Consider the following 24,347-nt stretch of genomic DNA (forward strand, 5'->3'; position numbering starts at 1 on the left):
GAGCTTTATACTCAGCTGGATAAGCTGGAAAAAGATCGTAATAAAGAACTGGAAGATATCCTGATCAATATTCTCCCTACCGCCTTCGCCGTAGTTAAAGAAACCGCGAAACGCTTAGCCGAGAACCCAAGCATAGAAGTTACCGCAACCGCTTTCGACCGCGAACTGGCGGCCAAAAAGAACAATGTGGTGATCAAGGGCGATAAAGCTACTCACAGCAGCACCTGGCTTGCCGCCGGCAACCCGGTTACCTGGAACATGGTACACTACGATGTGCAGCTGATTGGCGGTATAGTGCTACACCAGGGTAAGATCTCGGAAATGGCAACAGGTGAAGGTAAAACGCTGGTAGCCACGCTGCCTGCTTACCTTAACGCGCTTGCAGGCCAGGGTGTACACATTGTAACCGTGAATGATTACCTGGCACGCCGGGATAGCGAGTGGATGGGGCCGTTGTACGAGTTCCACGGCCTATCCGTAGATTGTATTGATAAACACGAGCCAAATTCGGAAGAACGCCGCAAGGCTTACCTTGCCGATATTACATTTGGCACAAATAACGAGTTTGGTTTTGACTACCTGCGTGACAATATGACACGTAGTCCCGAAGAACTGGTTCAGCGCAAGCTACACTACGCAATGGTAGATGAGGTGGATTCGGTATTAATTGATGATGCGCGTACACCGCTGATCATCTCCGGCCCTATCCCGCGTGGTGATGAGCACGAGTTTTACGAGTTGAAACCACGTATAGAGCGTTTGGTTAACGCGCAAAAAGCTTACGTTAACACTGTATTGAACGAAGCTAAGAAAGCGATAAATGATGGCAAGACCGGCGTTGATGAAGGTGGTTTAGCTTTATTTCGGGCGCACCGTGCCTTGCCGAAAAGCAAAGCGCTAATAAAATTCCTGAGCGAAGGCGGTAACAAATCAGTATTGCTGAAAACAGAGAACCATTACATGCAGGACCAGGGTAAGGATATGCCGAAGGTAGATTCTGAACTGTTCTTCATCATTGACGAGAAAAACAACTCGGTTGAATTATCTGAAAAAGGTATCGAACTGATAACCGCTTCGGGCGAGGACGCAAGTTTCTTTGTTATGCCTGATGTTGGTACTGAGATAGCTCATATCGAAAAATCTGACCTGCCTGCAGAAGAAAAAATAGCTAAGAAGGATGAGCTGATGCGCGATTTTTCTATCAAATCGGAACGTATCCACTCCGTTAACCAATTGCTTAAAGCTTATACCCTGTTTGAAAAGGATACCGAATACATCCTGGACGAAGGCAAGGTGAAAATTGTGGATGAGCAAACCGGCCGTGTTTTGGATGGCCGCCGCTACAGCGATGGTTTACACCAGGCGATTGAGGCAAAAGAAAACGTGAAGGTAGAAGATGCTACCCAAACGTTTGCTACCATTACCCTGCAAAATTATTTCAGGATGTATCACAAGCTTTGCGGTATGACGGGTACTGCCGTTACCGAGGCTGGTGAGTTTTGGGAAATTTATAAGCTGGATGTAATAGAGATCCCAACCAATACACCAGCCAGTCGTGCAGATATGCAGGACCTGGTTTACCGTACCATCCGCGAAAAATACAACGCTGTTGCCGATGAAATTGTAAAACTAACACAGGCCGGTCGCCCGGTACTGGTGGGTACCACATCGGTAGAAATTTCAGAATTATTGAGCCGTATGCTAAAACTGCGCGGCATCAAACATAACGTACTGAACGCCAAAATGCACCAGAAAGAAGCCGATATTGTGGCCGAAGCGGGTCAGGCCGGTACCGTAACCATCGCTACCAACATGGCTGGTCGTGGTACGGATATAAAATTAGGTGCGGGTGTACAGGCCTCAGGCGGTTTAGCCATTGTAGGTACCGAGCGCCATGAAAGCCGCCGCGTTGACAGGCAGTTGCGCGGACGTGCCGGACGTCAGGGTGACCCGGGTTCGTCCCAGTTCTTCGTATCGTTAGAGGATAACCTGATGCGTTTATTCGGTTCGGAGCGGATCTCTAACCTGATGGTACGTATGGGTATCGAAGAGGGTGAAGTGATCCAGCACTCGATGATCTCTAAATCTATCGAACGCGCGCAGAAGAAAGTAGAAGAAAACAACTTTGGTATCCGTAAGCGTTTACTGGAGTATGATGATGTGATGAACTCACAGCGTACGGTTATCTACGCGAAACGTAAGAACGCTTTATTTGGCGAGCGCCTTGAGGTTGATTTGAATAATACCATTTTTGATGTAATTGAAGATGTGGTTACCGAATACAAAGAGGCCAACAACTTTGATGGTTTCCAGCTGGAAATTATTCGCCTGTTCTCGGTTGACCCGGATACCGACAAAGAGCAATTTACAAGCACATCGCTGAATGCATTGGTTGATAAAACCTTTAACGAGGTAATAGAGTTTTACAAACGCAAATCTGAGCAGGTAGCGCAGCAAGCCTACCCGGTATTAAAAGATGTGTTTGATACCCGTGGCCAGTATGTAGAGAACATTGTTGTTCCGTTTACTGACGGTGTGCATGGCTTACAGGTTGCTGTTCCGTTGAAAAAAGCGGTTGAGAATAAAGGTGCCGAGGTGTTTAAATCGTTCGAGAAGAACGTTACCCTTTACCTGATAGATGATGCCTGGAAAGAGCATCTGCGCGAAATGGACGAGCTGAAACAATCGGTACAAAACGCCGTTTACGAACAAAAAGACCCGCTGTTGGTTTATAAGTTCGAAGCGTTTAACCTGTTCCGCCAGATGTTATCAAACGTGAACAAAGAGCTGGTGAGCTTCCTGTTCCGTGGTGGTATTGCGGTACAGCAGGAGCCGGAGCAGGTTCGCGAAGCAAAACCTGAGCCAAAGCTCGATCTGAAGAAAATGCGTACTTCTAAGCCGGAACTTGTTGGCGAAGCCAATGGTATGCCAATGGAAGATACCCGCGAGATACAAAAAGCTACCCCGGTAAAGGTGGACCAAAAAATAGGCAGGAACGATCCTTGCCCATGCGGAAGCGGCAAAAAGTTTAAAAACTGCCACGGCGTAGGGCAGAATTAAAGCCCCACCCAAACCTCCACTGAAAGGGAGGGCTTAAGAAAAAAACCACGCGTCATTGCGAGGGACGAAGCGATCTCCAAACTGTGCATAAACGCTATGCCTATCGGGAGATTGCTTCCTGCCTCGCAATGACGGTTGAAGGATACTATTAAAACATCATATGAAAAGAGCAATATTTGATCATAAAGCTAAGTTAAGCCTCATCAAATTTTGCTCTTTTTTTGTGCTGATATTTTTATCGGCAGCAGCTTCCGCACAAACCAAAGGCAAGGTAGTAGTAGTACGCGACCCCATGTTTGATACCCTTTTAGCCAAACGCGCCCTGCTTAACAGGGGCGGAGGAGGCTCTGTTACAGGAAGCAGAGTGTACACATCTAACTATGGCTACCGGCTGCAGATCTACAGCGGCTCAAACCGAAATGCGGCCTATGCAGCGCAGGCAAGGTTCAACGGTGAGTTCCCCGAAATGCGTACCTATATCAGCTACCACGAACCCAACTTTAAAGTAAAGGCGGGCGACTTCCGGTCGCGGCTGGAAGCAGAGAAGATGAAAGCGCAATTGCAATCCACCTTCTCGGCCATGTTTATCGTATCAGAAAGAATTAATCCCCCTAAAACAGTCATCAATAATGATTAAGGAAAAGATCCAGCAACTCTCAGCAGCTATTTTTAACGATGTGGTAGCCAATCGCCGCCACCTGCACTCGCATCCCGAGCTTTCCTTTCATGAAGTACAAACTTCTGTTTTTGTTGCTAACAAACTGGAAGAACTGGGATTGGAGTACCATAAAATGGCCGATACCGGTTTAGTTGCCCTGATAAAAGGCGACAAGCCATCTGATAAGGTGGTAGCCCTGCGTGCCGATATGGATGCCCTGCCGATACTGGAAGCGAACGATGTACCCTACAAATCGCAAAACCCCGGCGTAATGCACGCCTGCGGTCACGATGCGCATACCTCATCCTTATTGGGTACGGCAAAAATATTAACGCAGTTAAAAAGCGAGTTCGGCGGCACAATAAAGCTGATCTTTCAGCCGGCCGAAGAAAAACTGCCGGGCGGTGCCAGCCTCATGATAAAAGAGGGCGTTTTAGAAAATCCCAAACCTCAGGCCGTACTGGGCCAGCACGTAATGCCGCTGATAGATGCCGGTAAGGTAGGTTTCCGCGCGGGTAAGTACATGGCCTCTACCGATGAGCTTTACGTTACCGTAAGGGGCAAAGGCGGCCACGGTGCACAACCGCAGCAGAATGTGGACCCGGTAATTATTACCGCGCACATATTAACGGCGCTACAAACCATTGTAAGCCGTTCTGCAGACCCTAAAAGCCCATCGGTACTTTCCTTTGGTAAGGTGATCGCTAATGGCGCTACCAATGTTATACCCAACGAGGTTTACCTGGAAGGCACCTTCCGTACCATGGATGAAAAATGGCGCAGCGAAGCACATATCAAGATCAAAAAAATGGCCGAAGGCATTGCAGAAAGCATGGGCGGCAGCTGCGAGTTCAATATTATGCGTGGTTATCCTTTCCTTATCAACGAGGAGGTGCTTACCGCCGCAACCCGCGGCCATGCCGAAGATTATTTAGGCAAAGAGAACGTGCTCGACCTGGATATCTGGATGGCTGCAGAAGATTTTGCCTATTATTCGCAAGCGGCAGACAGCTGTTTTTACCGTTTAGGCACCCGTAACGAGGCCCGCGGCATTACATCATCGGTACACACCCCAACCTTTGATGTGGAGGAAGATGCCTTTAAAATAAGCACCGGGCTGATGGCTTATCTGGCTGTGAAGCAATTGGGAAATTAGTTAATAGTTCATGGTTCATAGATCATGGCAGCAGCAGTAACGTTACTGTATAATTTTCGTCTATGAACCATGAACTATCGTCTATGAACTACAAGAAACTCCTCCTCGCTTTCTGCTTTCTCCTTTCCGCTTTCTGCTCGAAAGCCCAGCAGATCAATCGCTTTAATCCCGATACGCTGCGTACTATTGTTATCGACTCGCCGGTGAATATCCGGTCGCACCGGTTGCGGGCGCAGGATTTTATTGATGCGGTAATGCAGGACACCAGTTTTTACCTCGCTTTCCGTAATATGAAAGCCTATGCCTTTATCGCCGAGAACCGCGTTTTCACCTATAATAAAAAGAACAAGATAGAGGGGAAGATCTACCGGAAGATCCTACACAGCAATGTAGCCGGCGATCATAAACTCCAATACCTTGCTAAAGCGGATAGCGGCAACGTGTTAAAGAAGAACGGCAAGTACCAGCTGTATACCGTAGAGATGTTCGATTACATTTTTATGAATGCCTACAACTCTGATTTTGTAGCAGGCCCACCGGCAACCGGAGAAGCCAAAACCAAAAATGAAGGTTACAAGGCCAAGCTGAAAACATTGATATTCACACCCGGCCGAAAGGTGAGCGGCATCCCGTTCATCAGCAGTAAAACAGAAATATTTGGCCCCGACCTGCGGCAGTTTTACCGCTATGAATTTGCAAGGGGTAAATACCTCGATACCATCCCTGTGTACCGCTTTAAAGTGATCCGCAAGCCAAGCAGCAGCGTAGATGATGTGATGATACAGGAGATGACCACCATTTTTGATGAGCGCACCTTTCAGATCTTGGGCCGCTACATCGACATGAAATACAGCAACATGTTCTTCGATTTTGATGTGCAGATGAACATCGAACTAAACAAATTCGACGGCGAGTTGCTCCCTACCAAAATTACCTACCAGGGTAACTGGGATATCCCCTTCCACAAAGAAGAACGTGCGAGTTTTTTGATTGTGCATAAGGATTATAAGAAAGAGTAGAGGCGAGCCCACTAATCGCCTGAAGGAAGGACAGAGTTTTTGATAGCTTGGTCGCCATATTTTATAACAAATTCCTTTGCTGCTGTTAAGTTATCAGGATAGATAATGTAATCCCGATTTCTGTCTAATATCAGGCTTTGATCTTTATCGGCATAAATATGCTGATAAACAAAACCATGGTCGAAAAGATACCTTACTAATTTCCAAGCGTTCAAATTATCCTTTTTTGGAGGTTTAAACCGATGTGTATATGGAATTAGGATATGACCACATTCTTTACAACTTTCGGACAAAATATCGGAGTCAAATCTCCTTGAAAAAGATTTTCTGCAAGAAAAGCATACGTTTTTGTATCCCATAGACATCAAATCAGTGAAATCAAAAAAATCATTTAAATCAGCGGTCTAAAATTCCGCATTCTTCGGGAACCTTGGGAAAGGGATCACATCTCTTATATTGCCCATGCCGGTAACAAACAGTACCAAACGCTCAAAACCCAAACCAAAGCCGGCGTGCGGACAAGAACCGAAGCGGCGGGTATCCAGGTACCACCAAAGCTCATCTTTAGGGATGCCCAGTTCGTCCATACGGGTTTCCAGCTTATCTAAGCGCTCCTCGCGCTGCGAGCCACCGATGATCTCGCCGATGCCGGGGAACAGGATGTCCATAGCGGCAACGGTTTTACCGTCGTCGTTCTGGCGCATGTAGAAGGATTTTATCTCTTTAGGGTAATCCGTCAGGATCACCGGTTTTTTAAAGTGTTTTTCTACCAGGTAGCGCTCGTGCTCCGATTGCAGATCGGTACCCCAGCCTTCTACCGGATAAACGAATTTCTTTTTCTTGTTTGGGGTAGAATCTCTTAGTATCTGTATCGCTTCGGTGTAAGTTAAGCGCTCAAAATCGTTGTTCAGGCAAAACTGCAACTTATCTAAAAGCGACAGTTCCGAGCGTTCGTTCTGTGGTTTTTGCTTCTCTTCTTCCAACAGGCGCTGCGTTAAAAACTCGAGGTCCTCCTTGTTTTTATCTAAAGCGTAACTGATCACATATTTCAGCAGTTCCTCGGCCAGGTTGGCATTATCGTGGATATCATAAAAAGCCATCTCCGGCTCAATCATCCAAAACTCCGCTAAGTGGCGGGTGGTGTTAGAGTTCTCCGCACGGAACGTTGGTCCGAAAGTGTAGATATCACTCAATGCCATAGCGCCCAGCTCACCTTCCAGCTGCCCGGAAACGGTAAGGTTGGTAGATTTTCCGAAGAAATCCTGCTTGTAATCTACCTCGCCGGTATCGGTACGGGGTACATTAGCCAAGTCGAAGTTGGTTACGTGGAAAGCCTCGCCTGCACCTTCAGCATCCGATTGGGTGATCACCGGTGTATGCAGGTACACAAAGCCTTTCTCCTGGAAAAACTGATGCACCGCAAATGATAGCGTGTTCCTCACACGGAATATAGCACCAAAAGTATTGGTACGGAAACGCAGGTGGGCGTTCTCGCGCAAAAACTCCAGGGTTTGTTTTTTGGGTTGCAATGGGAACTCATCCGGGTTGCAATCGCCTAATATTTCAATCTCACTGGCGATAACTTCCACCGACTGGCCCTGGCCCAATGAAGGTGCTAAAGTACCGGTAATAGCCACAGCCGCGCCAAAGGTGATGCGTTTAAGCAGGGCAGGGTCGGTGTTTTCAAAATCGACCACAATTTGCAGGTTGCTATTGGTAGAGCCATCATTTAAAGCAATAAAACGATTGGAACGGAAAGCCCGTACCCATCCTTTTACTGTTACCTCTGTACCGGTTTCCCCGCTTTGCAGCAGTGCTTTGATCTTAATTCGCTGGCCCATATAAAAAATATTTTGAGCGGCAAAAATACAATTAATCATCCATTGGATGAACCCGAAATTGCAGAATTTAAACGCGGACCCCAGACTTATTTTGGCAGGTAAACATGAAACATACCATTGGCAAATTTTACCGTTTCGGGGTACGCGCTTGCCGGATTAGGATAATCTCTTTTAAGCGCAAGGCTGTAGGTGCCACTAACCAATCTGCTTGTTTCGTCGTAGTCGGTAACGGTCAGTGTGCTTGCAGCGGTATTGTCAACAATATATTCGCTTGTAAAAACATCGCCGCCAATAGTTGTAAAATAAAAAGCCTGGTTGTTTTGAAATGTGTAGGTGCCCTTGCCCGTGAACTTTAAACGCATGATAAGTCGTTCTTCGGTTTTCGAGCCAACGATCAATAAGGTGTCCGTACCTTGTTTTTCGGCGGTGGCCTCGCCGGTCCATTTTACGGCATTTTTGTCGGCACCAATATAGGGCGCTATAACAGGCGGTACGCAACAGTTCCGTTTTGAGCATGCAGCGGTAAATAACGACAAAGCAATTAAGGCAAGAAGGGTAAATTTTTTCATGGGTGATGTTTTATTTTAATTACGGTCGATTAACAGGTAACGCTACAGTAAAATAATTCTTAATGTATTATGATTACGTTAAATTAAAATTAACTACCCAGCCAGGTAAATATTCCCGGCGTTTGTCATTAGTCAATTAATCCCTCAACAGTGTACAGTCTAACGTGGCAATGCGTAGTTTTACCGCATGAATCCAAGGGTAAGTCTCGTTATCGGTATCTTATGCATTTCGTTTTCGCCCATATTTGTAAAACTGGCGGGCGTTTCGCCACTTGGCGCTGCTTTTTACCGGGTGGCTATTGCCTGGGCCTGTTTGCTGCCTTACTGCATCATCAAAAACAAGCTGAAGGTAGAGCGGAAGCAGCTCCTCATCTCCATAGCCGCAGGTATCGTGTTCGCATCGGATGTAGCGGTTTGGAATGTATCGCTTTTAAAGATCAGCGCTACGGTATCTACCCTCATTGCTAACCTTGCCCCGGTTTGGGTAGGGCTCATCGGTTATCTGCTGTTTAAGGCAAAATCGGGTAAGTTGTTTTGGATAGGCACCTTCATTGCCATCATCGGCATGGTGGTGCTGGTAGGTTACGAGCATATTTTACACCTCGAATTTAACGCCGGCATCCTGCTGGCTTTGCTGGCGAGTTTTTTATACGCCAGCTATATCCTCATCACCAAAAACATAATGGCAGGTATAGATGTATTTACCTTTATGTTTTACAGCATGCTGGGCGCCGGTGTTTTTCTGCTGGTGATCAACACATTTATCGGCGGTAATTTGATCGATTTCCCGGTGAGGGTGTGGCTTTGTTTTATCGGCATGGGATTGATTTGCCAGCTTGCCGGCTGGCTTACCATCAATTATTCGTTACGGTATATGGAATCTACCAGGGTAGCCATCGCCCTGCTCAGCCAAACTGTTTTTGCAGGCATATTGGCGGCGTTTTTACTGGATGAGCATTTATCGGTGACTGAAATTATTGGTAGCGTAATTGTGCTGGCAGGTATTGCGGTAACGTTTTTGAAGCCGAAGGTGGCTGTGGCCTAATAATTCGCGCTCATCCCTGATATGATAAAAATAATTAAATTGCAGCAAGCAATTAATTATGCCGAACACCTACACCCAAGTCCATATCCAATTTGTTTTCGCCGTGAAATACCGGACTGCTCTTATTGGCGCGGAATGGAAAGACGAATTGATGAAATTCATCACGGGTATTTTCCAGGAGAACAATCACAAGATGCTCCAGATAAACACGATGCCCGATCATATCCATATTTTCATTGGGATGCGTCCACATCAATCTATTTCAGCATTGATTCAAAATGTTAAAACAGAAAGCAGTAAGTGGGTTAAGGCCCAAAATGTTTGTTCGGTACCTTTTGCCTGGCAGGAGGGGTACGGTGCATTTTCTTATGCAAAGAGCCAGGTGCCGGATGTGATCAGGTACATTCAAAACCAGGAAAAGCATCATAACAAACAAACGTTTTTAGAAGAATATCGCGAGTTCCTAACCAAATTTGAGATTGAATGGGACGAGCAATATATCTTTAAGGAATTGGAATAGCATGGTGATGACCATAAGATGTTCCGATGGAACATGTATATTTCTAATCTTTTTTCTACCCATAAGGCGTTCCTCTGGAACGCAGGACAAAAAGGTGCTTCCCGATGTTCCGATAGGAACATTTTATGGGTATGAAAAGGAATTCGTATTTGCTATGTTCCATCGGAACATTTTATGGGTATGAAAAGGAATTCGTATTTGCTATGTTCCATCGGAACATTTTATGGGTATGAAAAGGAGTTCGTATTTGCTATGTTCCATCGGAACATTTTATGGGTAGGAAAAGGAGTTCGTATTTGCTATGTTCCATCGGAACATTTTATGGGTAGGAAAAGGAGTTCGTATTTGCTATGTTCCATCGGAACATTTTATGGGTATGAAAAGGAGTTCGTATTTGCTATGTTCCATCGGAACATTTTATGGGTATGAAAAGGAATTCGTATTTGCTATGTTCCATCGGAACATTTTATGGGTAGCCAGTATGCCATCGCCGCAGTTTTAAACCAACGACTAATTGTTGAATGATAATTTTCATATATTTAAAGAAGAACTAAGGCCCATAACCCTTACTTTTGCAGGCTCACGCTTTTTCGTATATGATCACCAAGCCCACCATCGACCGTATAATGGAAGCCACAGATATTGTGGAGGTGATTGGCGAATTTGTACAATTAAAAAAGCGCGGCGCCAATTATGTGGGGCTTTCGCCCTTCGCTAATGAGCGTACGCCATCTTTCACGGTATCGCCTGCCAAGGGTATTTTTAAGGACTTCTCTACCGGTAAAGGCGGCAGCGCCATTACCTTTTTAATGGAATTGGAGAAGTTCACTTACCCCGAAGCGCTGAAATGGCTTGCAAAAAAGTACGGTATCGAGGTTGAGGAGACTGAAATGTCGGCGGAAGATAAAGCCGAAGACAATCGCCGTGAAAGCCTCATGATCGTATCCGGTTATGCCGCCAAATTTTTCCACGAAAGTTTACTGGATACCGACGAGGGCCAAAGCATCGGCCTCAGCTATTTTAAAGAGCGCGGTTTCACTAACGATACCATTAAGAAATTTGAGTTGGGTTACTCGCCAGATCAGTGGGAAGCTTTCTCTGCCAGTGCTATCCGCAACGGTTACCAGGAAGAATTTTTGGTAGAAAGTGGCCTGTCTGTAAAGCGGGACAACGGCACCCTGTACGACAGGTATCGCGGGCGCGTAATGTTCCCTATCCATAGCTTTACCGGCAGGGTGATAGCTTTTGGGGGGCGCACGCTGAAGACTGATAAGGCTGTACCCAAGTACGTCAACTCCCCCGAGTCGGAGATCTACCATAAATCAAACATCCTTTACGGACTTTACTTCGCCAAAAAATCAATTCGTGAGGAAGATAACTGCTACCTGGTAGAAGGTTATGCCGATGTGCTGTCTGTTTCGCAGGCGGGGATTGAAAACGTAGTTGCCTCATCAGGCACATCGCTTACCGTGGAGCAGATCAAGCTCATCAACAGGTTCACTAAAAACATTACTATTTTATACGATGGTGATGCGGCGGGGATAAAAGCATCACTACGTGGACTGGATATGATATTGGAGCAGGGGCTCAACGTAAAGGTGGTTTCCTTCCCCGATGGGCACGACCCGGACTCTTACGTGCGCAAACTGGGCACCAATGCCTTTAAAAAGCATATTGAAGAAAATAAGAAGGACTTTATCCTGTACAAAACCACCCTGCTGCTTAAAGATGCGGGTGGCGACCCTATAAAAAAGGCCGACGTGATTCGCGAAGTGGTGGAAAGCATCGCCAAGATCCCCGACTCTATTAAGGCATCCGTATTTATTAAGGAGTGTAGCCACATCATGCAAATTGATGAGCGCGCGCTGCTCACCGAATTGAATAAAATGCGGATGGCTAAGGCCAAAAAGGATTATCAGCAAAACGCCAACCGCCAACAGCCACAGGAAATGCCGGATGAGCCGCATTTTTTTGACGAGCCGGTAGAAGAGAAGAAAAAAGAGATTGATACGCAGGAGAAGGAAATTGTACGCCTGCTGTTGCTGTATGGTAATAAAATGATCGATTGGGATGGCATCGCCAATACTTACATAGGCCCCTTTATGATAGTAGAACTAAATGATGTGGAGTTCGAAGAACCCTCGTGCAGGCAATTTGCAGAGATCTATCAGAAAGAAATGGAGAACGGCTCCTTACCTGATGAGCAGCATTTTATCCATCACCCCGATAAGGCAATTGTTGACCTGGTGGTAACCCTGCTGGCCACCAAATACACGCTGAGCGAGAACTGGTACGAAATGCACAAGATACTGGTACCCGATGAACAGGCCAATATGAAGGCTACTATCCTCGGGGCTATCTTTCACCTCAAAATGCACAAAGTTGGCAAGATATTGGAAAACCTGCGCAACGAACTTCAAAAGGCCACTTCTGATGCCGACCAGGACATTCTGCTGAACCAGTATATGCACATGAAAAAGGTGGAGAAAAGCATATCGGATTACTTAGGATCGGTAATATTGAAATAGTAATGAAGTATCTCTATTTGATATTAACCTTGGCGTTTCATATGTTTCTGTTTGGATTTTTGTCAAACTTTTTAGGTAACGAAGGAGTAATATTAGCGATTTTTTCATTTGTTTTAATAGGAGGACTTGTTGTTGAGGTTTATCCGGGTATTAAAAATATGCATCTTAAACAAATAGGCTGGGGATTGTTATATGGTAGCCTTTCGATAATGTTTATAGCAGTCGGCTTACTGTTACTTTTTATATTTCATTAATGGCAACCCACAACGACCTCGGCCGCCAGGGCGAAGCAATGGCCAAAGCCCACCTCGAAGCTACCGGCTACGAGATAATGGACGAGAACTGGGTTTTCGGCAAAGCCGAGATTGATCTCATCGCCTATAAAGACAAAACTATTATATTCGCCGAGGTTAAAACCCGAACAGGCAACGGATTTGGTGAACCCGAGGATTTTGTAGACGCCCGCAAGCAGCATTTAATGGCTGAGGCTGCCGATGAGTACATATATTTGATGAACCACCAGGGCGAAGTTCGTTTTGATATAATATCTATCCTGTTCAACCGTACTAACAATTATACTTTAAAACATATTGAAGATGCCTTTTGGCCTTCTGCCACCTAAAATGAATAAAAGATTACTCTACTTTGCCGTGATAGCATTGCTGGCCTGCGGGTGCAACGGCTGTAAAGACACCAAAGATGATAACATTACCGTTAGCCCCGATGCAGGCACAACCTATAAATCTGGCGAGCCGGTAAGTTTCAGCGTAAAATATCCGGCGGATATAAAGCCCGACTCGGTTGTGTATGTAATGGATGGCACGCGGATAGGCTCGTCTAAAGACTCGACCGCTATAACGCTTAAAACGGATACCCTGATCTTGGGTGCCCGCGTAATAACAGCCAAGGTTTACCATGCAGGGCAGGCGCAGGAGTTTACCACCAACATTGTATTGCTGGCAGCAAAAGCCCCCGAAGAATTAACTTTTAAGGTAGAGAAGGTGTTCCCGCACGATACAGCTACCTATACCGAGGGTTTGCTTTACCAGGATGGTGCCCTGTACGAAAGTGGCGGCGGTTATCTGGATCCTCCGCCGGGGCAATCGAAAGAAACACAGTCGCGCCTTAAAAAGGTGAACTTGCAAACCGGAAAAGCTGAACGAATGATCATGATAGACCCAAAGGTGTTTGCCGAGGGGATCTCTATAGTTGGCAATAAACTGATCCAGCTTACTTACCTGGAAAAGAAAGGCTTTGTATATGATAAAGATACCTTTAAGCTGCTCAGTACATTTGATAACAATGTGGGTATAGAAGGATGGGGGATGACCTTCGACGGTAAAAAGCTGTACATGGACGATAAAACCAACCGCATCTTCTTTTTAGATAAAGATACCTACCGCCAAACCGGGTATATTGATGTATACGATGATAAAGGTGCAATAAACCAGGTGAACGAACTGGAAATGATAGACGGCAAGTTATACGCCAACGTTTACCAAACCGACGATATTTTAGTGATAGACCCCAAAACCGGTGCTGTGCTGCAAAAGATAGATATGAAGGCGCTTTACCCTGAAGCAAGCCGCAATGCCAACGCGGATGTGTTAAACGGTATAGCTTATGATAAAGCCACTGGCCGCATTTTTGTAACCGGTAAAAAGTGGGATAAGTTGTTCCAGGTAAAGTTTGTTAAGAAGTAGTTTGCAGTTGGGCGGTAGCAGTTTGCTTTAAAAAGGCTGTTTCGATCCGAAGCACCTGACTTCTATTAGCGCGGTAGCGCTACTCCATCACTTCCGTAATAGTTTTTTCCTTCGGCTCGCCAGGTAGAAGCCTTTCGTTAGGTTTTTTCAGCACAACTTCCAGCTGCTGTTTGCGCGCCAGGTAAATACAGCCGGCAATAATTAAATATATAACCGCCATTGCGGTCCAGCCATTGAGTATTTGGGCGTCGTGGCCGGGGCCTATGCGTCCTTCAAAAAAAGCTTCAGGGAAATCTACGGAGGCATGGGCTATGGCCAGTACAAATACGTTGCCGCCTACGCGGTCCCACAGCCAGGTAAATATTACGGATAATGCGAAAACGGCTATAACGAAAGGAACTGCTACCCGCCATCCGGCAAAAAACAGCGGGAGGTGCCACAGTGCCCAAACTACAAAAACCATCAGCATGGCATGTTTTAAAGGGCGGCCTTCGGCGAGTTTTGGCAGCAGCCATCCCCGCCAGCCCAATTCTTCACCCAAGCCAATAAACAAAACAGCGCCGCCAAGGTGCATGAGCAACAACAACGGACTAACGCTGGTAACCATGGCTACCAACTGGCTAAATGTAAAACCCGCTGCCATAAAACCGACGATTGTAATAGCTAAACCGGCAAAAGGCAATCCAAACCACCAAATAATGTGCTCTATATACGGTTGTAATTTACTCAGCAACGCTCTAACACCAGCGCTACCCGTTGTAAAGTAGCTCACAATAATAGCGGCCATTGCCGGCCCAAAAACCACTAATATTTTTGAACAATAGCTTAAGCCAATTTCCGAACCGGCAAAAACATCATTTAGTATGAAGATCTTCAACGGCAGGCCTATCAACAGCGAAATAACAAACGCAAGCCCGATAAAACAGGAAACAGAATACTTGGTTACGAATGCTTTCAATTGACGTTTAGTTTTAATCGGTGCAAGTAGGTTGCCTTATGGGTTTATATTGCTGTCGGTAAATATCTGTTTATAAGTTCTTTTAAACAAATGAATTATGATGCCTAAAAGGGTTGCCAGCGTAATTAATAAATTCCCGGTGTAATTAGGCGCTGGCAGTAGTTTTATGATGCTAATTTAACCGTAATGGTGTTGTACTTATTGCGATATTCTATTGGCGATAGCCCCGTTATCTTTTTAAACACCGTACGGAACGACTTGGTATCGGTGTAGCCTACATCATACATCACTTCGTTTACGTTTTTTCTGCTGCTCTCCAGGTGCTTTTTAGCGGCTTCTATCTTAACGCGCTGAATATATTCTACAGGTGTGTTATTGGTTGCTTTTTTAAACCTGCGCTCGAAATGACGTTTACCAATGGCATACTTATCGGCAAGGTACTCCACCGAAATGCGTTCGGTAATATTGGCCTCTATAAACTCCTGGGCTTTTTTTATGGGTTCATCTTCGTGCGTTTTTTGCCCGTTAAACATAATAAAGGGCGACTGGCTCTTCCGGTCGATCTCCAGCGCAAACATTTTTGCCGCCATAATGCTCATTTCTCGGCCGGCATGTTTTTCTACCAGGTACAAAAGCAGGTTCCAGTAGGAGGTTGCGCCGCCGCTGCTGTAAAGTCCCTGCTGCTCGGTAACTATCCTGTCATCCACCAACGTAACTTGCGGGAACATCTCCCTGAATTGGTTGGCAAAACGCCAGTGACTGCTACATTCTTTACCGTTAAGCAGGCCCGTGGCGGCCAGCAGGAACGCGCCAACGCATAAACTCGCTACCTCGGCGCCACCGCTATATTGTTGCGCTATCCATGGTAAAAACTCTTCGTTGCGCTTAATGGCTGTTGCCATATCGCCACCCATTGCAGGTATAATAACAATGTCGCTTTTTGGCACATCTTTCAGCAAAGCATCTGTATGCACCGAAAACAATCCGCTATGCAGGCGTACCTCGCTGGCCAACCCTATCAGTTGTACTTTAAACATGGGCGGTTTACCTGCTGCGGCCAAAAAATCGTTAACGCCGGTAAACATAATACGCGGATCGGCAATGCTTGCTAAAACAGCGTCGTTGGTAATGAGGATAGATACGTGCTTCATTTTTTGTGGCGATTGCTTATGATATTGGTTAAATATACAATTGGCAAATTACAAAATAATCGCAATTACTGCTAAAGTCGCAAAGCGCCCGTTAAAAGTCTTTTTTGCACCGCTGCAGGCGGGCAATGTTGCCATACCTTTGATGTGTAAATAAAAACAAATGAGAAAGATAAAATTTCAGATACAGGTAACCCTCGATGGCTACGTTGCCGGGCCTGAGGGTGAAATGGATTGGATGACCTGGAACTGGGACGACGAATTGAAAGAATATGTTACCGCCATAACCGAGCCGGTAGATCTCATCATCCTCGGCAGGGTACTTGCAGAAGGTTTTATCCCGGTTTGGGAGCAGCGCCTAACAGAATTCGGCCCCGAAGATGGCGCTGAGAAAATGGTAAACACCCCCAAAGTTGTGTTCACCAAAACCATGACGGAGAATCCCTGGGAGAATACTACCCTTGCCACCGGTGATATAACGGAAGAGGTATGCCGATTTAAAAACCAGCCCGGAGGTGATATTATGGTTTACGGCGGCGCACGGCTGGCATCGGCCATGATTAAAAATAACCTGATAGATGAGTACCACATTTTTGTGAACCCGGTAGTAATAGGCAAGGGGATGACGATATATAACGACTTGAAAGACAGATTGAATTTGAAGCTGGTGGAGACGCGGTCGTTCCCCTGCGGTATAAATGTGCTGGTTTATAACCCGGCAGAAAAATAAGCAATGCCGATGCGGAAGGTAATCGTATCGATGAATGTAACGCTGAATGGTTGTATGGCCGGGCCTGATGGTGAACTCGACTGGCATTACAGCCGTTGGAGCGAGGACATGGCGCGAACAACGTCGGCACATTTAGGCGAAGCCGATACTATTTTATTTGGGCGGATAACGTACCAGGCAATGGCCGGATATTGGATAGCCAAAGGCCGTGATATGTTTGACGCAAGAGAGGATGCCGATTTTACGGAGATGATTAATGGCTATACTAAGATCGTCTTCTCCAGGACCTTGAAAACCACGGCCTGGCAAAACAGCCGGATGGCAAAAAACATTGCAAAGGAAGTTATGGCGTTGAAACGCCAAAGCGGTAAAGACATCCTTGTTTATGGCAGCGGTAAAATTGTTACCACATTAAATGAGCTGAATTTGATAGATGAATACAGGCTTTGGGTACATCCGGTAGTGATACACGGAGGGAGGCCGCTGTTTAAAACCAACACCCCGTTGCAATTTACAAGCAAAACCACCTTTGATACCGGTGTGGTGTTGATGAGTTACAAAGCAGGTTTGCAGATATGAGTAACTATTTTGTACTTTAGGGCAACCTAACACAAGCTGCAATGTTTACCAACCCATTTGTATTTTACGGCCGCATCAGGCGAAAGGAGTATGGCTATAGCTTGCTGGGATATTTTTTCGCACTTATTTTTATTGCATCGCAGGCAAGTAAACATGGGCACAGCATCTATCTTTTAGCGCTTTTCCCACTGTTTTGGTTCCGAATTGCGCAGGGGGCAAAACGCTGTCACGATTTGGGGAACAGCGGCTGGTGGCAACTAATACCGTTTTATGTCTTTTGGCTGCTGCTTGAGGATGGCAAAATAGGCCCTAATCAATACGGCGAAAACCCCAAGGACAATAACTACCCCAACTATACCTATAAAGGCCCAACGGGCCCACAAGATGCAGGTAATCCAAACTATTGATTGCAATTGCAGGAAATAGTATTTTAGAAGGCCTTAATCAATCGCTATGCTCAGGAATCTCTTTTCATTCAGTGGCCGCATCCGGCGCGCGGAATACGCCATTAGCTGTGTAGCATATTTGTTTTGTTATTACTTTATATGGGGCATGGATGAAGGGCGAGGCGGTGGCGCTGTTGCCATGATGCTTGTGGCGCCTATGCTTTGGTTTGCAGCAGCCCAGGGTGCCAAGCGTTGCCACGATATTGATAAAAGCGGCTGGTGGCAGCTAATCCCTTTCTACTTGCTATGGTTGATATTTAAAAAGGGCATGACAGGTCCAAATCAATACGGCAAAGACCCTAAAGAAGCGCCGTACGAAGACGTAGATGAGGCGTATGACAAACCCTATGACTATCGCCGGCCCGAAGACCCGCAATATTAAAATAACTAACGCTTATTGATCATCATTTGCAATCAGCAAGTGAAAATCAATAAGCGTTTCAAAACGCCCCCTTCAGGGGCTGGGGGACTCGCAAACTGAAACTTACCTCCAGGCCTTGTACTGGTTAATTAAACCATTGGTAGATGAATCGTGAGAGTTAACCGGTTCGTCGCCTTTCAATTCTGGTAATATTTTGCCGGCAAGTTGTTTGCCTAACTCAACGCCCCATTGGTCAAAGCTGTAGATGTTCCAGATAATGCCCTGCACAAATATTTTATGCTCGTACATAGCAATCAGCGAACCTAAAGCACGTGGTGTGATTAATTTAACCAATATGGAGTTCGTTGGGCGGTTACCCTCAAATACTTTAAACGGTGCTATCTTGGCTATTTCTTCTTCAGATTTTCCCGCTTTTTTCAATTCTTCAATAACCACCTCTTCGGTTTTGCCATTCATCAACGCCTCGGTTTGGGCGAAGAAGTTGGATAACAGCATAGGGTGGTGTTCGCCAAGCGGGTTATGCGATTGTGCCGGGGCTATAAAATCACAAGGGATCAACTTAGTGCCCTGGTGTATCAGTTGGTAAAACGCGTGCTGCCCGTTGGTGCCCGGCTCACCCCAGATGATAGGGCCGGTAGAATAATCTACATGCTTGCCGTTGCGGTCTACGTGCTTACCGTTGCTCTCCATGTCGCCTTGTTGGAAATAAGCTGCAAAACGGTGCATATATTGGTCGTAAGGCAAAATGGCCTGCGTTTCCGATTCGAAGAAGTTGTTATACCAGATGCCAACTAAAGCCAGTATAGCCGGAATGTTCTCTTCCAGCTCGGTCGACTTAAAATGGTTATCCATGGCATGGGCACCATCCAACAGTTCTATAAAATTATCAAAACCAATGCTCAGGCTTATCGAGAGGCCAATGGCACTCCAAAGCGAGTAGCGGCCACCAACCCAGTCCCAAAACTCAAACATGTTTTTGGTATCGATACCGAATTTAGCAACGCCTTCGCTATTGGTGGATAGTGCCGCGAAATGCTTAGCCACATCTTCGTCTTTACCACCGTTTGCTATGAACCAGTCGCGGGCGCTGTGGGCGTTGCCCATGGTTTCCTGTGTGGTAAATGTTTTTGATGCGATGAGGAACAGGGTAGTTTCCGGGTCAACCGTTTTTAAGGTTTCAACAATATGGGTTGCGTCTACGTTTGATACAAAGTGCAGATGGAGATGATTCTTATAGGCTTTTAATGCTTCGGTAACCATCACCGGCCCCAGGTCAGAACCACCGATGCCGATGTTTACGACGTCAGTGATTGCTTTGCCGGTATAACCTGTCCAGCTACCGCTAATGATGGCCTCGCTAAAAGCCTTCATTTGGTCCAGTACACGGTTCACATCGGGCATTACATCTTTACCATCTACCAAAATTGGGGTATTGCTACGGTTACGCAGGGCAACGTGCAAAACAGGGCGGCCTTCGGTAACGTTGATCTCCTGCCCAGAAAACATGGCAGCAATTGCATCATTTACACCACACTCCCGTGCCAGTTGTATGAGCAGGGCAAGTGTTTCCTCATCTATGCGATTTTTTGAATAATCCAGCAGGATATCCTCAAACTGCAGCGAGAATTTTTCAAAACGTTGGGCATCAGCGTCAAAAAGACCCTTCAGATTTTTTGATACAATGTCGATATAATGATCGGTTAAATATTTGTACGATTGGGTGGCGGTAAAATCGGTAGATGGCAGCATAATGGAATAATTTTTGGTAAAAGTAACAAGTTAATTTAGGGCAGTAAATAAAAAATGAAATTATGGCTTAACAGTGTGATTTTGTGTCGTTTCAACACATTGAACATAGTGTTAGGCTTACACTTTATAAATTGTCATTATTTTAACATAATTATCAATTATTTTTTATTATTGGAATAATTATTTGATATATTTGTTTGGTTGATAAATAAATATCTTGTTTGTCGCCAAATCCTCAATACGCTATTTAAAACTTACCGCCATGTTTGAAAAACTGTATTTGCTTGTTAAAAATAACGCCGGGACGGCTGTTATAGACAACCCTTTAATTGCACCAAAATTTCACGAATCGGTCATAAACGATGCGTCGAGTTCGATAATAGAAGTAATAAAGGCGCAGATAGAAAGTGGTAAGTTAAAAGACCTGGTAAAATATTTCCAGTTTGCTGGTGCGTATGATAATCCGCTTATCAATAGTGCGGTTAATAAATTTGCTATAAAGCTGGACAAGTATTACGATATCAGTTCGGCCGATGCAAAACGCATTTCCAATGAATTGATACGCCCGGTGATGCAGGAATTAATTCGCGAAAGCAAAACCGAGCAAAATAAAGAGTTCGCTTTAAATACCCTGCTATCGAAAATAAGCGGCAACGTTGCCGATATGGGTATGCTTTTAACCCAGCTTAAAATAGCTTAAACAAACTAAACTCTTACATATGAAGCCTGCTTTGTTAATTCAATGCAGGCTTTTTTGTGGGGGAGAAGTTGTAACGGTTGGGAGAGGTTGAAAGGGTTAGAAATGTTAATAGTTGGAAAAGTTGCAATTTAACTTGTCATACTCTCCCCTGGGTTCTTAGAATATTCCAAACTTTTCTCTAACCCTTTCAACCTCTCTTAACCCTTCTTAACCTTTCTAACTTCTCTGCAACTTTAACTATCTTTGCTCCATGACCAAAGAAAATATTCAGGATTTAAGGGATAGAACAACTTCCCTGAGGAGGCATCTTTGACATCGATACCAAACTCGATGCGTTGCACCAGGAACAGGAGATAACCATTGGTCCCAATTTTTGGGATCATCCTAAAGAGGCGGAAAAAGTCCTCGCTTCCATCAAAACAAAAAAAATATGGACCGACGCTTTCCAAAAAGTAGTATCGGTAGTTGACGATACCGGCGTATTGTTCGAATTTTTCCAGGGTGGCGATGCTACCGAGGCAGAAATGAAAGAACAGTTTGAAGCCGCGGTAACCGCCGTGGAAGAACTGGAGTTTAAAAATATGCTTAGCGCCGAGGAGGACCAGTTCCATGCGGTGCTGCAAATTACCGCAGGCGCCGGTGGTACTGAAAGTTGCGACTGGGCCGCTATGCTGATGCGTATGTATATTATGTGGGGCGACAAAAACGGCTACAAAGTTACCGAGCAGGACTACCAGCCGGGTGATGTGGCCGGTGTGAAAACTGTTACCCTGCAACTGGAAGGCGATTTTGCTTACGGTTACTTAAAAGGAGAGAACGGAGTACATCGTTTGGTACGCGTATCTCCGTTTGATGCTAACGCCAAACGCCATACCTCGTTTGCATCTGTGTATGTTTATCCGCTGGTAGATGATACCATAGAGATAGATGTAAAGGATGCCGATATTGAGTTTGAAACTTTCCGCGCCGGTGGTGCGGGTGGGCAAAACGTAAACAAGGTGGAAACCGCCGTGCGTTTATATCACAAACCATCGGGCATCATCATTAAAAACCAGGAGTCGCGTTCGCAATTACAGAATAAGGAGAACGCTATCCGTTTACTGAAATCGCAGTTATACGAGGCCGAAATGCGCAAACGTGCCGAAGCATCGAGCGCGGTAGAAGGCAACAAAAAGAAAATTGAGTGGGGGTCGCAAATCCGCAACTACGTGCTGCACCCGTACAAATTGGTGAAAGACCTGCGTACCGACCATGAAACTTCCAATGCCGCCGCCGTATTAGATGGCGACCTGAACGAGTTTTTAAAATCGTACCTGATGGAATTTGGCGGGCCGAAAAGTTAAGTTTGGATAAAGAAGGTTTGGACAAAGCACCCCACTTGCTTAGTTGGCGACTTTGGTCAACGGCTACTTTATAATGGGGTGTTGAAACATGTTCCATTAGACGAGACTATTTAAAAAACGATGCTGTACAACACAGTATCGTTTTTTATTTCAGGTTTTGTAACTTGCCGCAACCAATTCTGTGGATTTTTTTATGAAGAACATCTTAACCGCCCTCATTTTGACCGCTATTAATTTTACTGCTTACAGCCAGCAAAGCCCTATGCCTTTGTACCCTAAAGGGGTGCCAAATTCCAAACCGACACCAGCCGGTTATGTTGAAGTAACCGACAGCAATAATTGGATAACCAAGGTAAGCATACCCACCATTACGCCTTACCTGCCCGAAAAAGGCACGGCTAACGGTGCAGCCATAGTTATATTTCCGGGTGGAGGATATGGCGGTTTGGCTAACAACCACGAGGGCATGGCCATTGCAAAAGCGTTTAATAACATTGGCGTTACCGCCTTCCTGGTGAAATACCGCCTGCCTACAGATGAGATCATGATCGATAAAACCATCGGTCCCCTACAGGATGCCCAGCGTGCTATACAAATAGTAAGGCAGGGAGCAGCTATATGGGGTGTGGATCCTAATCGCATAGGTATCATCGGCTTTTCTGCAGGCGGGCATTTGGCATCAACGGCAGGTACACATTTTGATAAAGTGGTTATTGAGAACAAGGATAACATCAGCGTTCGGCCGGATTTTATGATGCTGATATACCCGGTAATCACTTTCGGGCCAAAGGGCCATACCGGCTCAAGGGATAACCTGATCGGTAAAAACCCGTCGCAAGCGCTGATAGATCTGTACTCCAACGAAAAACAGGTAACACCAAACACACCACCCACATTTTTAATACATGCCCAGGACGATGGCGCGGTACCGGTAGAGAACAGCCTGATGATATACCAGGCCTTAACGGATGCCAAAGTAAAAGTAGAGATGCATCTTTTCCAAAACGGCGGTCACGGTTTCGGGATGCCAAACCCTACCACCAAAGAGAAATGGTTTGATTGGGCCGCAGCATGGATGGATGTGAATGGCTGGTTGAAGAAGAAATAAACGGAGCCCCCCAGCCCCCTGAAGGGGGAGTTAAAGTTCCCCTCTTGAGAGGGGTTAGGGGTGTGTTATACGATAACCCTCTAAAAGAACGATATAATCCGATACTCATGCATATCCCCTTCCAAACCATCCAATGGGATAACATCCCTAAAGAAGAGCACCCCGGCGCCACAGGTACATCCTTTTGGCAGGTGCTGCAATTACCTGGTTTGAGAATAAGATTAGTAGAATACACCGCCGGCTACCTTGCCGACCATTGGTGCCAGAAAGGACACATTGTTCACTGCCTGGAAGGCGAGTTTGAAAGCGAGCTGGAAACCGGCGACTTCTTTACCCTAACTGCCGGGATGAGCTACGTAGTTTCGGACGATGCAAGTTCGCACCGGTCGATCTCCAAAAATGGGGTGAAGCTTTTGATAGTGGATGGGGATTTTTTAAAGAAGTAAAAATTCGGCGGCTGTGACTATTGGAATCCCGTTAAAAGGATTAAGTACAAGCAAATCTTTATCGCCAGTGATCAGGCAAGCAGCCTTTGAAGTTACCGCGAGTTCGAGAAATTTATTATCCTTAGGATCTCGGCAAGCATTAATATTGATTGAGACGGTCATAAATTGGCTTGTTTGCTCTAAATCTGCAATCGAATCCAATCTTTCACTCAAAGGCAAATATTTATCGAATTTTGGTCGGCAGAAAGTTTCAACAAACTCTCCAAATGTTGCAGGAGAATGGACCAGGATTCCCTTTTTAATAGCCATTCTTAAGGCCTGCCTGCTGATAGAGTTACGCAACAAATATGCACTAATCAAGCTATTGGTGTCGAATACAAATAATTCAATCATTCGTATTCAGCAATTCATCTAATTTTTCCTGAGTTAGGCCATTTTTCACAGCCTGATCGCTCAATTTGTCTAATTTGAGCATGTATGTGTCAAAGTTCAAGTCGTTTATAGACTTTTTTAACATTATGCTAATCGACTCCTGAAATCTGATCTTATCTTCATCAGTAAATGTCCGATAAAACTTACCAGCTGCATCATCAACTTCTAACACTATTCTTTCCATCTTATGCTTTATTAATTGTGTTAATAACAAATTTACTCAATTT

25 protein-coding genes are annotated in these 24,347 nt (G+C 45.4%); 18 read left to right on the plus strand and 7 right to left on the minus strand.

Translation table 11 applies throughout. From position 1 onward, the window contains the following. The 4 genes from secA to ABIX36_RS11445 all read left to right on the plus strand — a co-directional run. Positions 1-3,060: preprotein translocase subunit SecA (gene secA / locus ABIX36_RS11430; protein WP_348082293.1), on the plus strand; the 3,060-nt coding region annotated here is incomplete at its 5' end. Positions 3,061-3,220: 160 nt separating this feature from the next. After that, positions 3,221-3,697, plus strand: a complete 477-nt coding sequence (locus tag ABIX36_RS11435) for an SPOR domain-containing protein (protein WP_348082294.1) — start codon at positions 3,221-3,223, stop codon at positions 3,695-3,697. Beyond that, entirely contained in the window at positions 3,690-4,874 is a 1,185-nt protein-coding gene (locus tag ABIX36_RS11440) for a M20 family metallopeptidase (protein ID WP_348082295.1), read from the plus strand. The genes ABIX36_RS11435 and ABIX36_RS11440 overlap by 8 nt, the downstream gene beginning before the upstream one ends. Before the next feature lie 62 nt (positions 4,875-4,936). Continuing rightward, positions 4,937-5,893 (plus strand): hypothetical protein, encoded by a 957-nt coding sequence (locus ABIX36_RS11445; protein WP_348082296.1) that lies wholly within the window; start codon positions 4,937-4,939, stop codon positions 5,891-5,893. Positions 5,894-6,297: 404 nt separating this feature from the next. Here the strand turns inward: ABIX36_RS11445 and asnS are convergent, their stop codons facing one another. Together asnS and ABIX36_RS11455 are read right to left on the minus strand one after the other, a co-directional pair. Continuing rightward, on the minus strand, positions 6,298-7,734 hold the full coding sequence (asnS, locus tag ABIX36_RS11450) for an asparagine--tRNA ligase (RefSeq protein ID WP_348082297.1): 1,437 nt from the start codon (positions 7,732-7,734) through the stop codon (positions 6,298-6,300). 86 nt (positions 7,735-7,820) lie between these two features. Next, positions 7,821-8,303, minus strand: coding sequence for a DUF6252 family protein (locus ABIX36_RS11455; RefSeq protein WP_348082298.1), 483 nt, complete (start codon positions 8,301-8,303; stop codon positions 7,821-7,823). A 187-nt stretch (positions 8,304-8,490) separates the two neighbouring features. Between ABIX36_RS11455 and ABIX36_RS11460 the strand changes: the two genes are divergently transcribed. The 6 genes from ABIX36_RS11460 to ABIX36_RS11485 all read left to right on the plus strand — a co-directional run bounded on the left by ABIX36_RS11460 (position 8,491) and on the right by ABIX36_RS11485 (position 14,099). Next, positions 8,491-9,348, plus strand: a complete 858-nt coding sequence (locus ABIX36_RS11460) for a DMT family transporter (RefSeq protein ID WP_348082299.1) — start codon at positions 8,491-8,493, stop codon at positions 9,346-9,348. Between the two features lie 58 nt (positions 9,349-9,406). Then, entirely contained in the window at positions 9,407-9,868 is a 462-nt protein-coding gene (gene tnpA / locus ABIX36_RS11465) for an IS200/IS605 family transposase (protein WP_348082300.1), read from the plus strand. 596 nt (positions 9,869-10,464) lie between these two features. Continuing rightward, complete coding sequence (dnaG, locus tag ABIX36_RS11470; RefSeq protein WP_348082301.1) at positions 10,465-12,396, plus strand: DNA primase; 1,932 nt, start codon at positions 10,465-10,467, stop codon at positions 12,394-12,396. 2 nt (positions 12,397-12,398) lie between these two features. Next, positions 12,399-12,650 carry a hypothetical protein gene (locus ABIX36_RS11475; RefSeq protein WP_348082302.1) on the plus strand — a complete coding sequence of 84 codons (252 nt, stop codon included), beginning with the start codon at positions 12,399-12,401 and terminating at the stop codon, positions 12,648-12,650. Continuing rightward, positions 12,650-13,018: a YraN family protein gene (locus tag ABIX36_RS11480; protein ID WP_348082303.1), complete on the plus strand. Its 369-nt coding sequence runs from the start codon at positions 12,650-12,652 to the stop codon at positions 13,016-13,018. Before ABIX36_RS11475 ends, ABIX36_RS11480 begins: the two co-directional genes overlap by 1 nt. Before the next feature lies 1 nt (position 13,019). Beyond that, positions 13,020-14,099 (plus strand): glutaminyl-peptide cyclotransferase, encoded by a 1,080-nt coding sequence (locus ABIX36_RS11485; protein WP_348082304.1) that lies wholly within the window; start codon positions 13,020-13,022, stop codon positions 14,097-14,099. A gap of 79 nt (positions 14,100-14,178) precedes the next feature. Here ABIX36_RS11485 and ABIX36_RS11490 read toward each other — a convergent pair whose 3' ends face one another. Together ABIX36_RS11490 and ABIX36_RS11495 are read right to left on the minus strand one after the other, a co-directional pair. Beyond that, the gene (locus ABIX36_RS11490; RefSeq protein ID WP_348082305.1) at positions 14,179-15,057 is read right to left on the minus strand and encodes a CPBP family intramembrane glutamic endopeptidase; all 879 of its coding nucleotides are present in this window, start codon (positions 15,055-15,057) and stop codon (positions 14,179-14,181) included. 164 nt (positions 15,058-15,221) lie between these two features. After that, positions 15,222-16,208: a helix-turn-helix domain-containing protein gene (locus ABIX36_RS11495; protein WP_348082306.1), complete on the minus strand. Its 987-nt coding sequence runs from the start codon at positions 16,206-16,208 to the stop codon at positions 15,222-15,224. A gap of 160 nt (positions 16,209-16,368) precedes the next feature. On the opposite strand from ABIX36_RS11495, the gene ABIX36_RS11500 reads away from it, so the two are divergent. Genes ABIX36_RS11500 through ABIX36_RS11515 form a run of 4 tightly spaced genes read left to right on the plus strand, consistent with a single transcriptional unit; the run spans position 16,369 to position 18,342 of the window. Continuing rightward, on the plus strand, positions 16,369-16,935 hold the full coding sequence (locus ABIX36_RS11500; protein ID WP_348082307.1) for a dihydrofolate reductase family protein: 567 nt from the start codon (positions 16,369-16,371) through the stop codon (positions 16,933-16,935). Between the two features lie 9 nt (positions 16,936-16,944). Next, positions 16,945-17,514 carry a dihydrofolate reductase family protein gene (locus tag ABIX36_RS11505; RefSeq protein WP_348082308.1) on the plus strand — a complete coding sequence of 190 codons (570 nt, stop codon included), beginning with the start codon at positions 16,945-16,947 and terminating at the stop codon, positions 17,512-17,514. A 41-nt stretch (positions 17,515-17,555) separates the two neighbouring features. After that, the gene (locus ABIX36_RS11510) at positions 17,556-17,921 is read left to right on the plus strand and encodes a DUF805 domain-containing protein (protein ID WP_348082309.1); all 366 of its coding nucleotides are present in this window, start codon (positions 17,556-17,558) and stop codon (positions 17,919-17,921) included. A 46-nt stretch (positions 17,922-17,967) separates the two neighbouring features. Beyond that, positions 17,968-18,342, plus strand: coding sequence for a DUF805 domain-containing protein (locus ABIX36_RS11515; RefSeq protein ID WP_348082310.1), 375 nt, complete (start codon positions 17,968-17,970; stop codon positions 18,340-18,342). A 102-nt stretch (positions 18,343-18,444) separates the two neighbouring features. On the opposite strand, the gene pgi is transcribed toward ABIX36_RS11515, so the two are convergent. Then, a complete protein-coding gene (gene pgi, locus ABIX36_RS11520; RefSeq protein WP_348082311.1) occupies positions 18,445-20,091 on the minus strand; it encodes a glucose-6-phosphate isomerase in 1,647 nt (548 codons plus the stop codon). A 262-nt stretch (positions 20,092-20,353) separates the two neighbouring features. Here pgi and ABIX36_RS11525 point away from each other — a divergent pair, with 262 nt between their 5' ends. The 4 genes from ABIX36_RS11525 to ABIX36_RS11540 all read left to right on the plus strand — a co-directional run bounded on the left by ABIX36_RS11525 (position 20,354) and on the right by ABIX36_RS11540 (position 23,688). After that, positions 20,354-20,791 carry a hypothetical protein gene (locus tag ABIX36_RS11525; RefSeq protein ID WP_348082312.1) on the plus strand — a complete coding sequence of 146 codons (438 nt, stop codon included), beginning with the start codon at positions 20,354-20,356 and terminating at the stop codon, positions 20,789-20,791. A 250-nt stretch (positions 20,792-21,041) separates the two neighbouring features. Next, positions 21,042-22,134 (plus strand): peptide chain release factor 2 gene (gene prfB / locus ABIX36_RS11530; protein WP_348082313.1). Its coding sequence is split into 2 segments (ribosomal slippage): positions 21,042-21,101 and positions 21,103-22,134, totalling 1,092 coding nucleotides; the frame shifts between segments, so codons are not numbered across the junction. 193 nt (positions 22,135-22,327) lie between these two features. Further along, positions 22,328-23,242, plus strand: coding sequence for an alpha/beta hydrolase (locus tag ABIX36_RS11535; protein ID WP_348082314.1), 915 nt, complete (start codon positions 22,328-22,330; stop codon positions 23,240-23,242). A 107-nt stretch (positions 23,243-23,349) separates the two neighbouring features. Next, positions 23,350-23,688, plus strand: coding sequence for a DHCW motif cupin fold protein (locus ABIX36_RS11540; protein WP_348082315.1), 339 nt, complete (start codon positions 23,350-23,352; stop codon positions 23,686-23,688). On the opposite strand, the gene ABIX36_RS11545 is transcribed toward ABIX36_RS11540, so the two are convergent. Both ABIX36_RS11545 and ABIX36_RS11550 read right to left on the minus strand, forming a co-directional pair. Beyond that, positions 23,677-24,081: a putative toxin-antitoxin system toxin component, PIN family gene (locus ABIX36_RS11545; protein WP_348082316.1), complete on the minus strand. Its 405-nt coding sequence runs from the start codon at positions 24,079-24,081 to the stop codon at positions 23,677-23,679. The genes ABIX36_RS11540 and ABIX36_RS11545 overlap by 12 nt on opposite strands. Then, positions 24,074-24,304 carry a hypothetical protein gene (locus ABIX36_RS11550; protein WP_348082317.1) on the minus strand — a complete coding sequence of 77 codons (231 nt, stop codon included), beginning with the start codon at positions 24,302-24,304 and terminating at the stop codon, positions 24,074-24,076. The genes ABIX36_RS11545 and ABIX36_RS11550 overlap by 8 nt, the downstream gene beginning before the upstream one ends. Positions 24,305-24,347: the final 43 nt, after the last annotated feature.

The organism is Mucilaginibacter sp. (assembly GCF_039925265.1).
In the GTDB taxonomy this organism is placed as follows: Bacteria; Bacteroidota; Bacteroidia; order Sphingobacteriales; family Sphingobacteriaceae; genus Mucilaginibacter.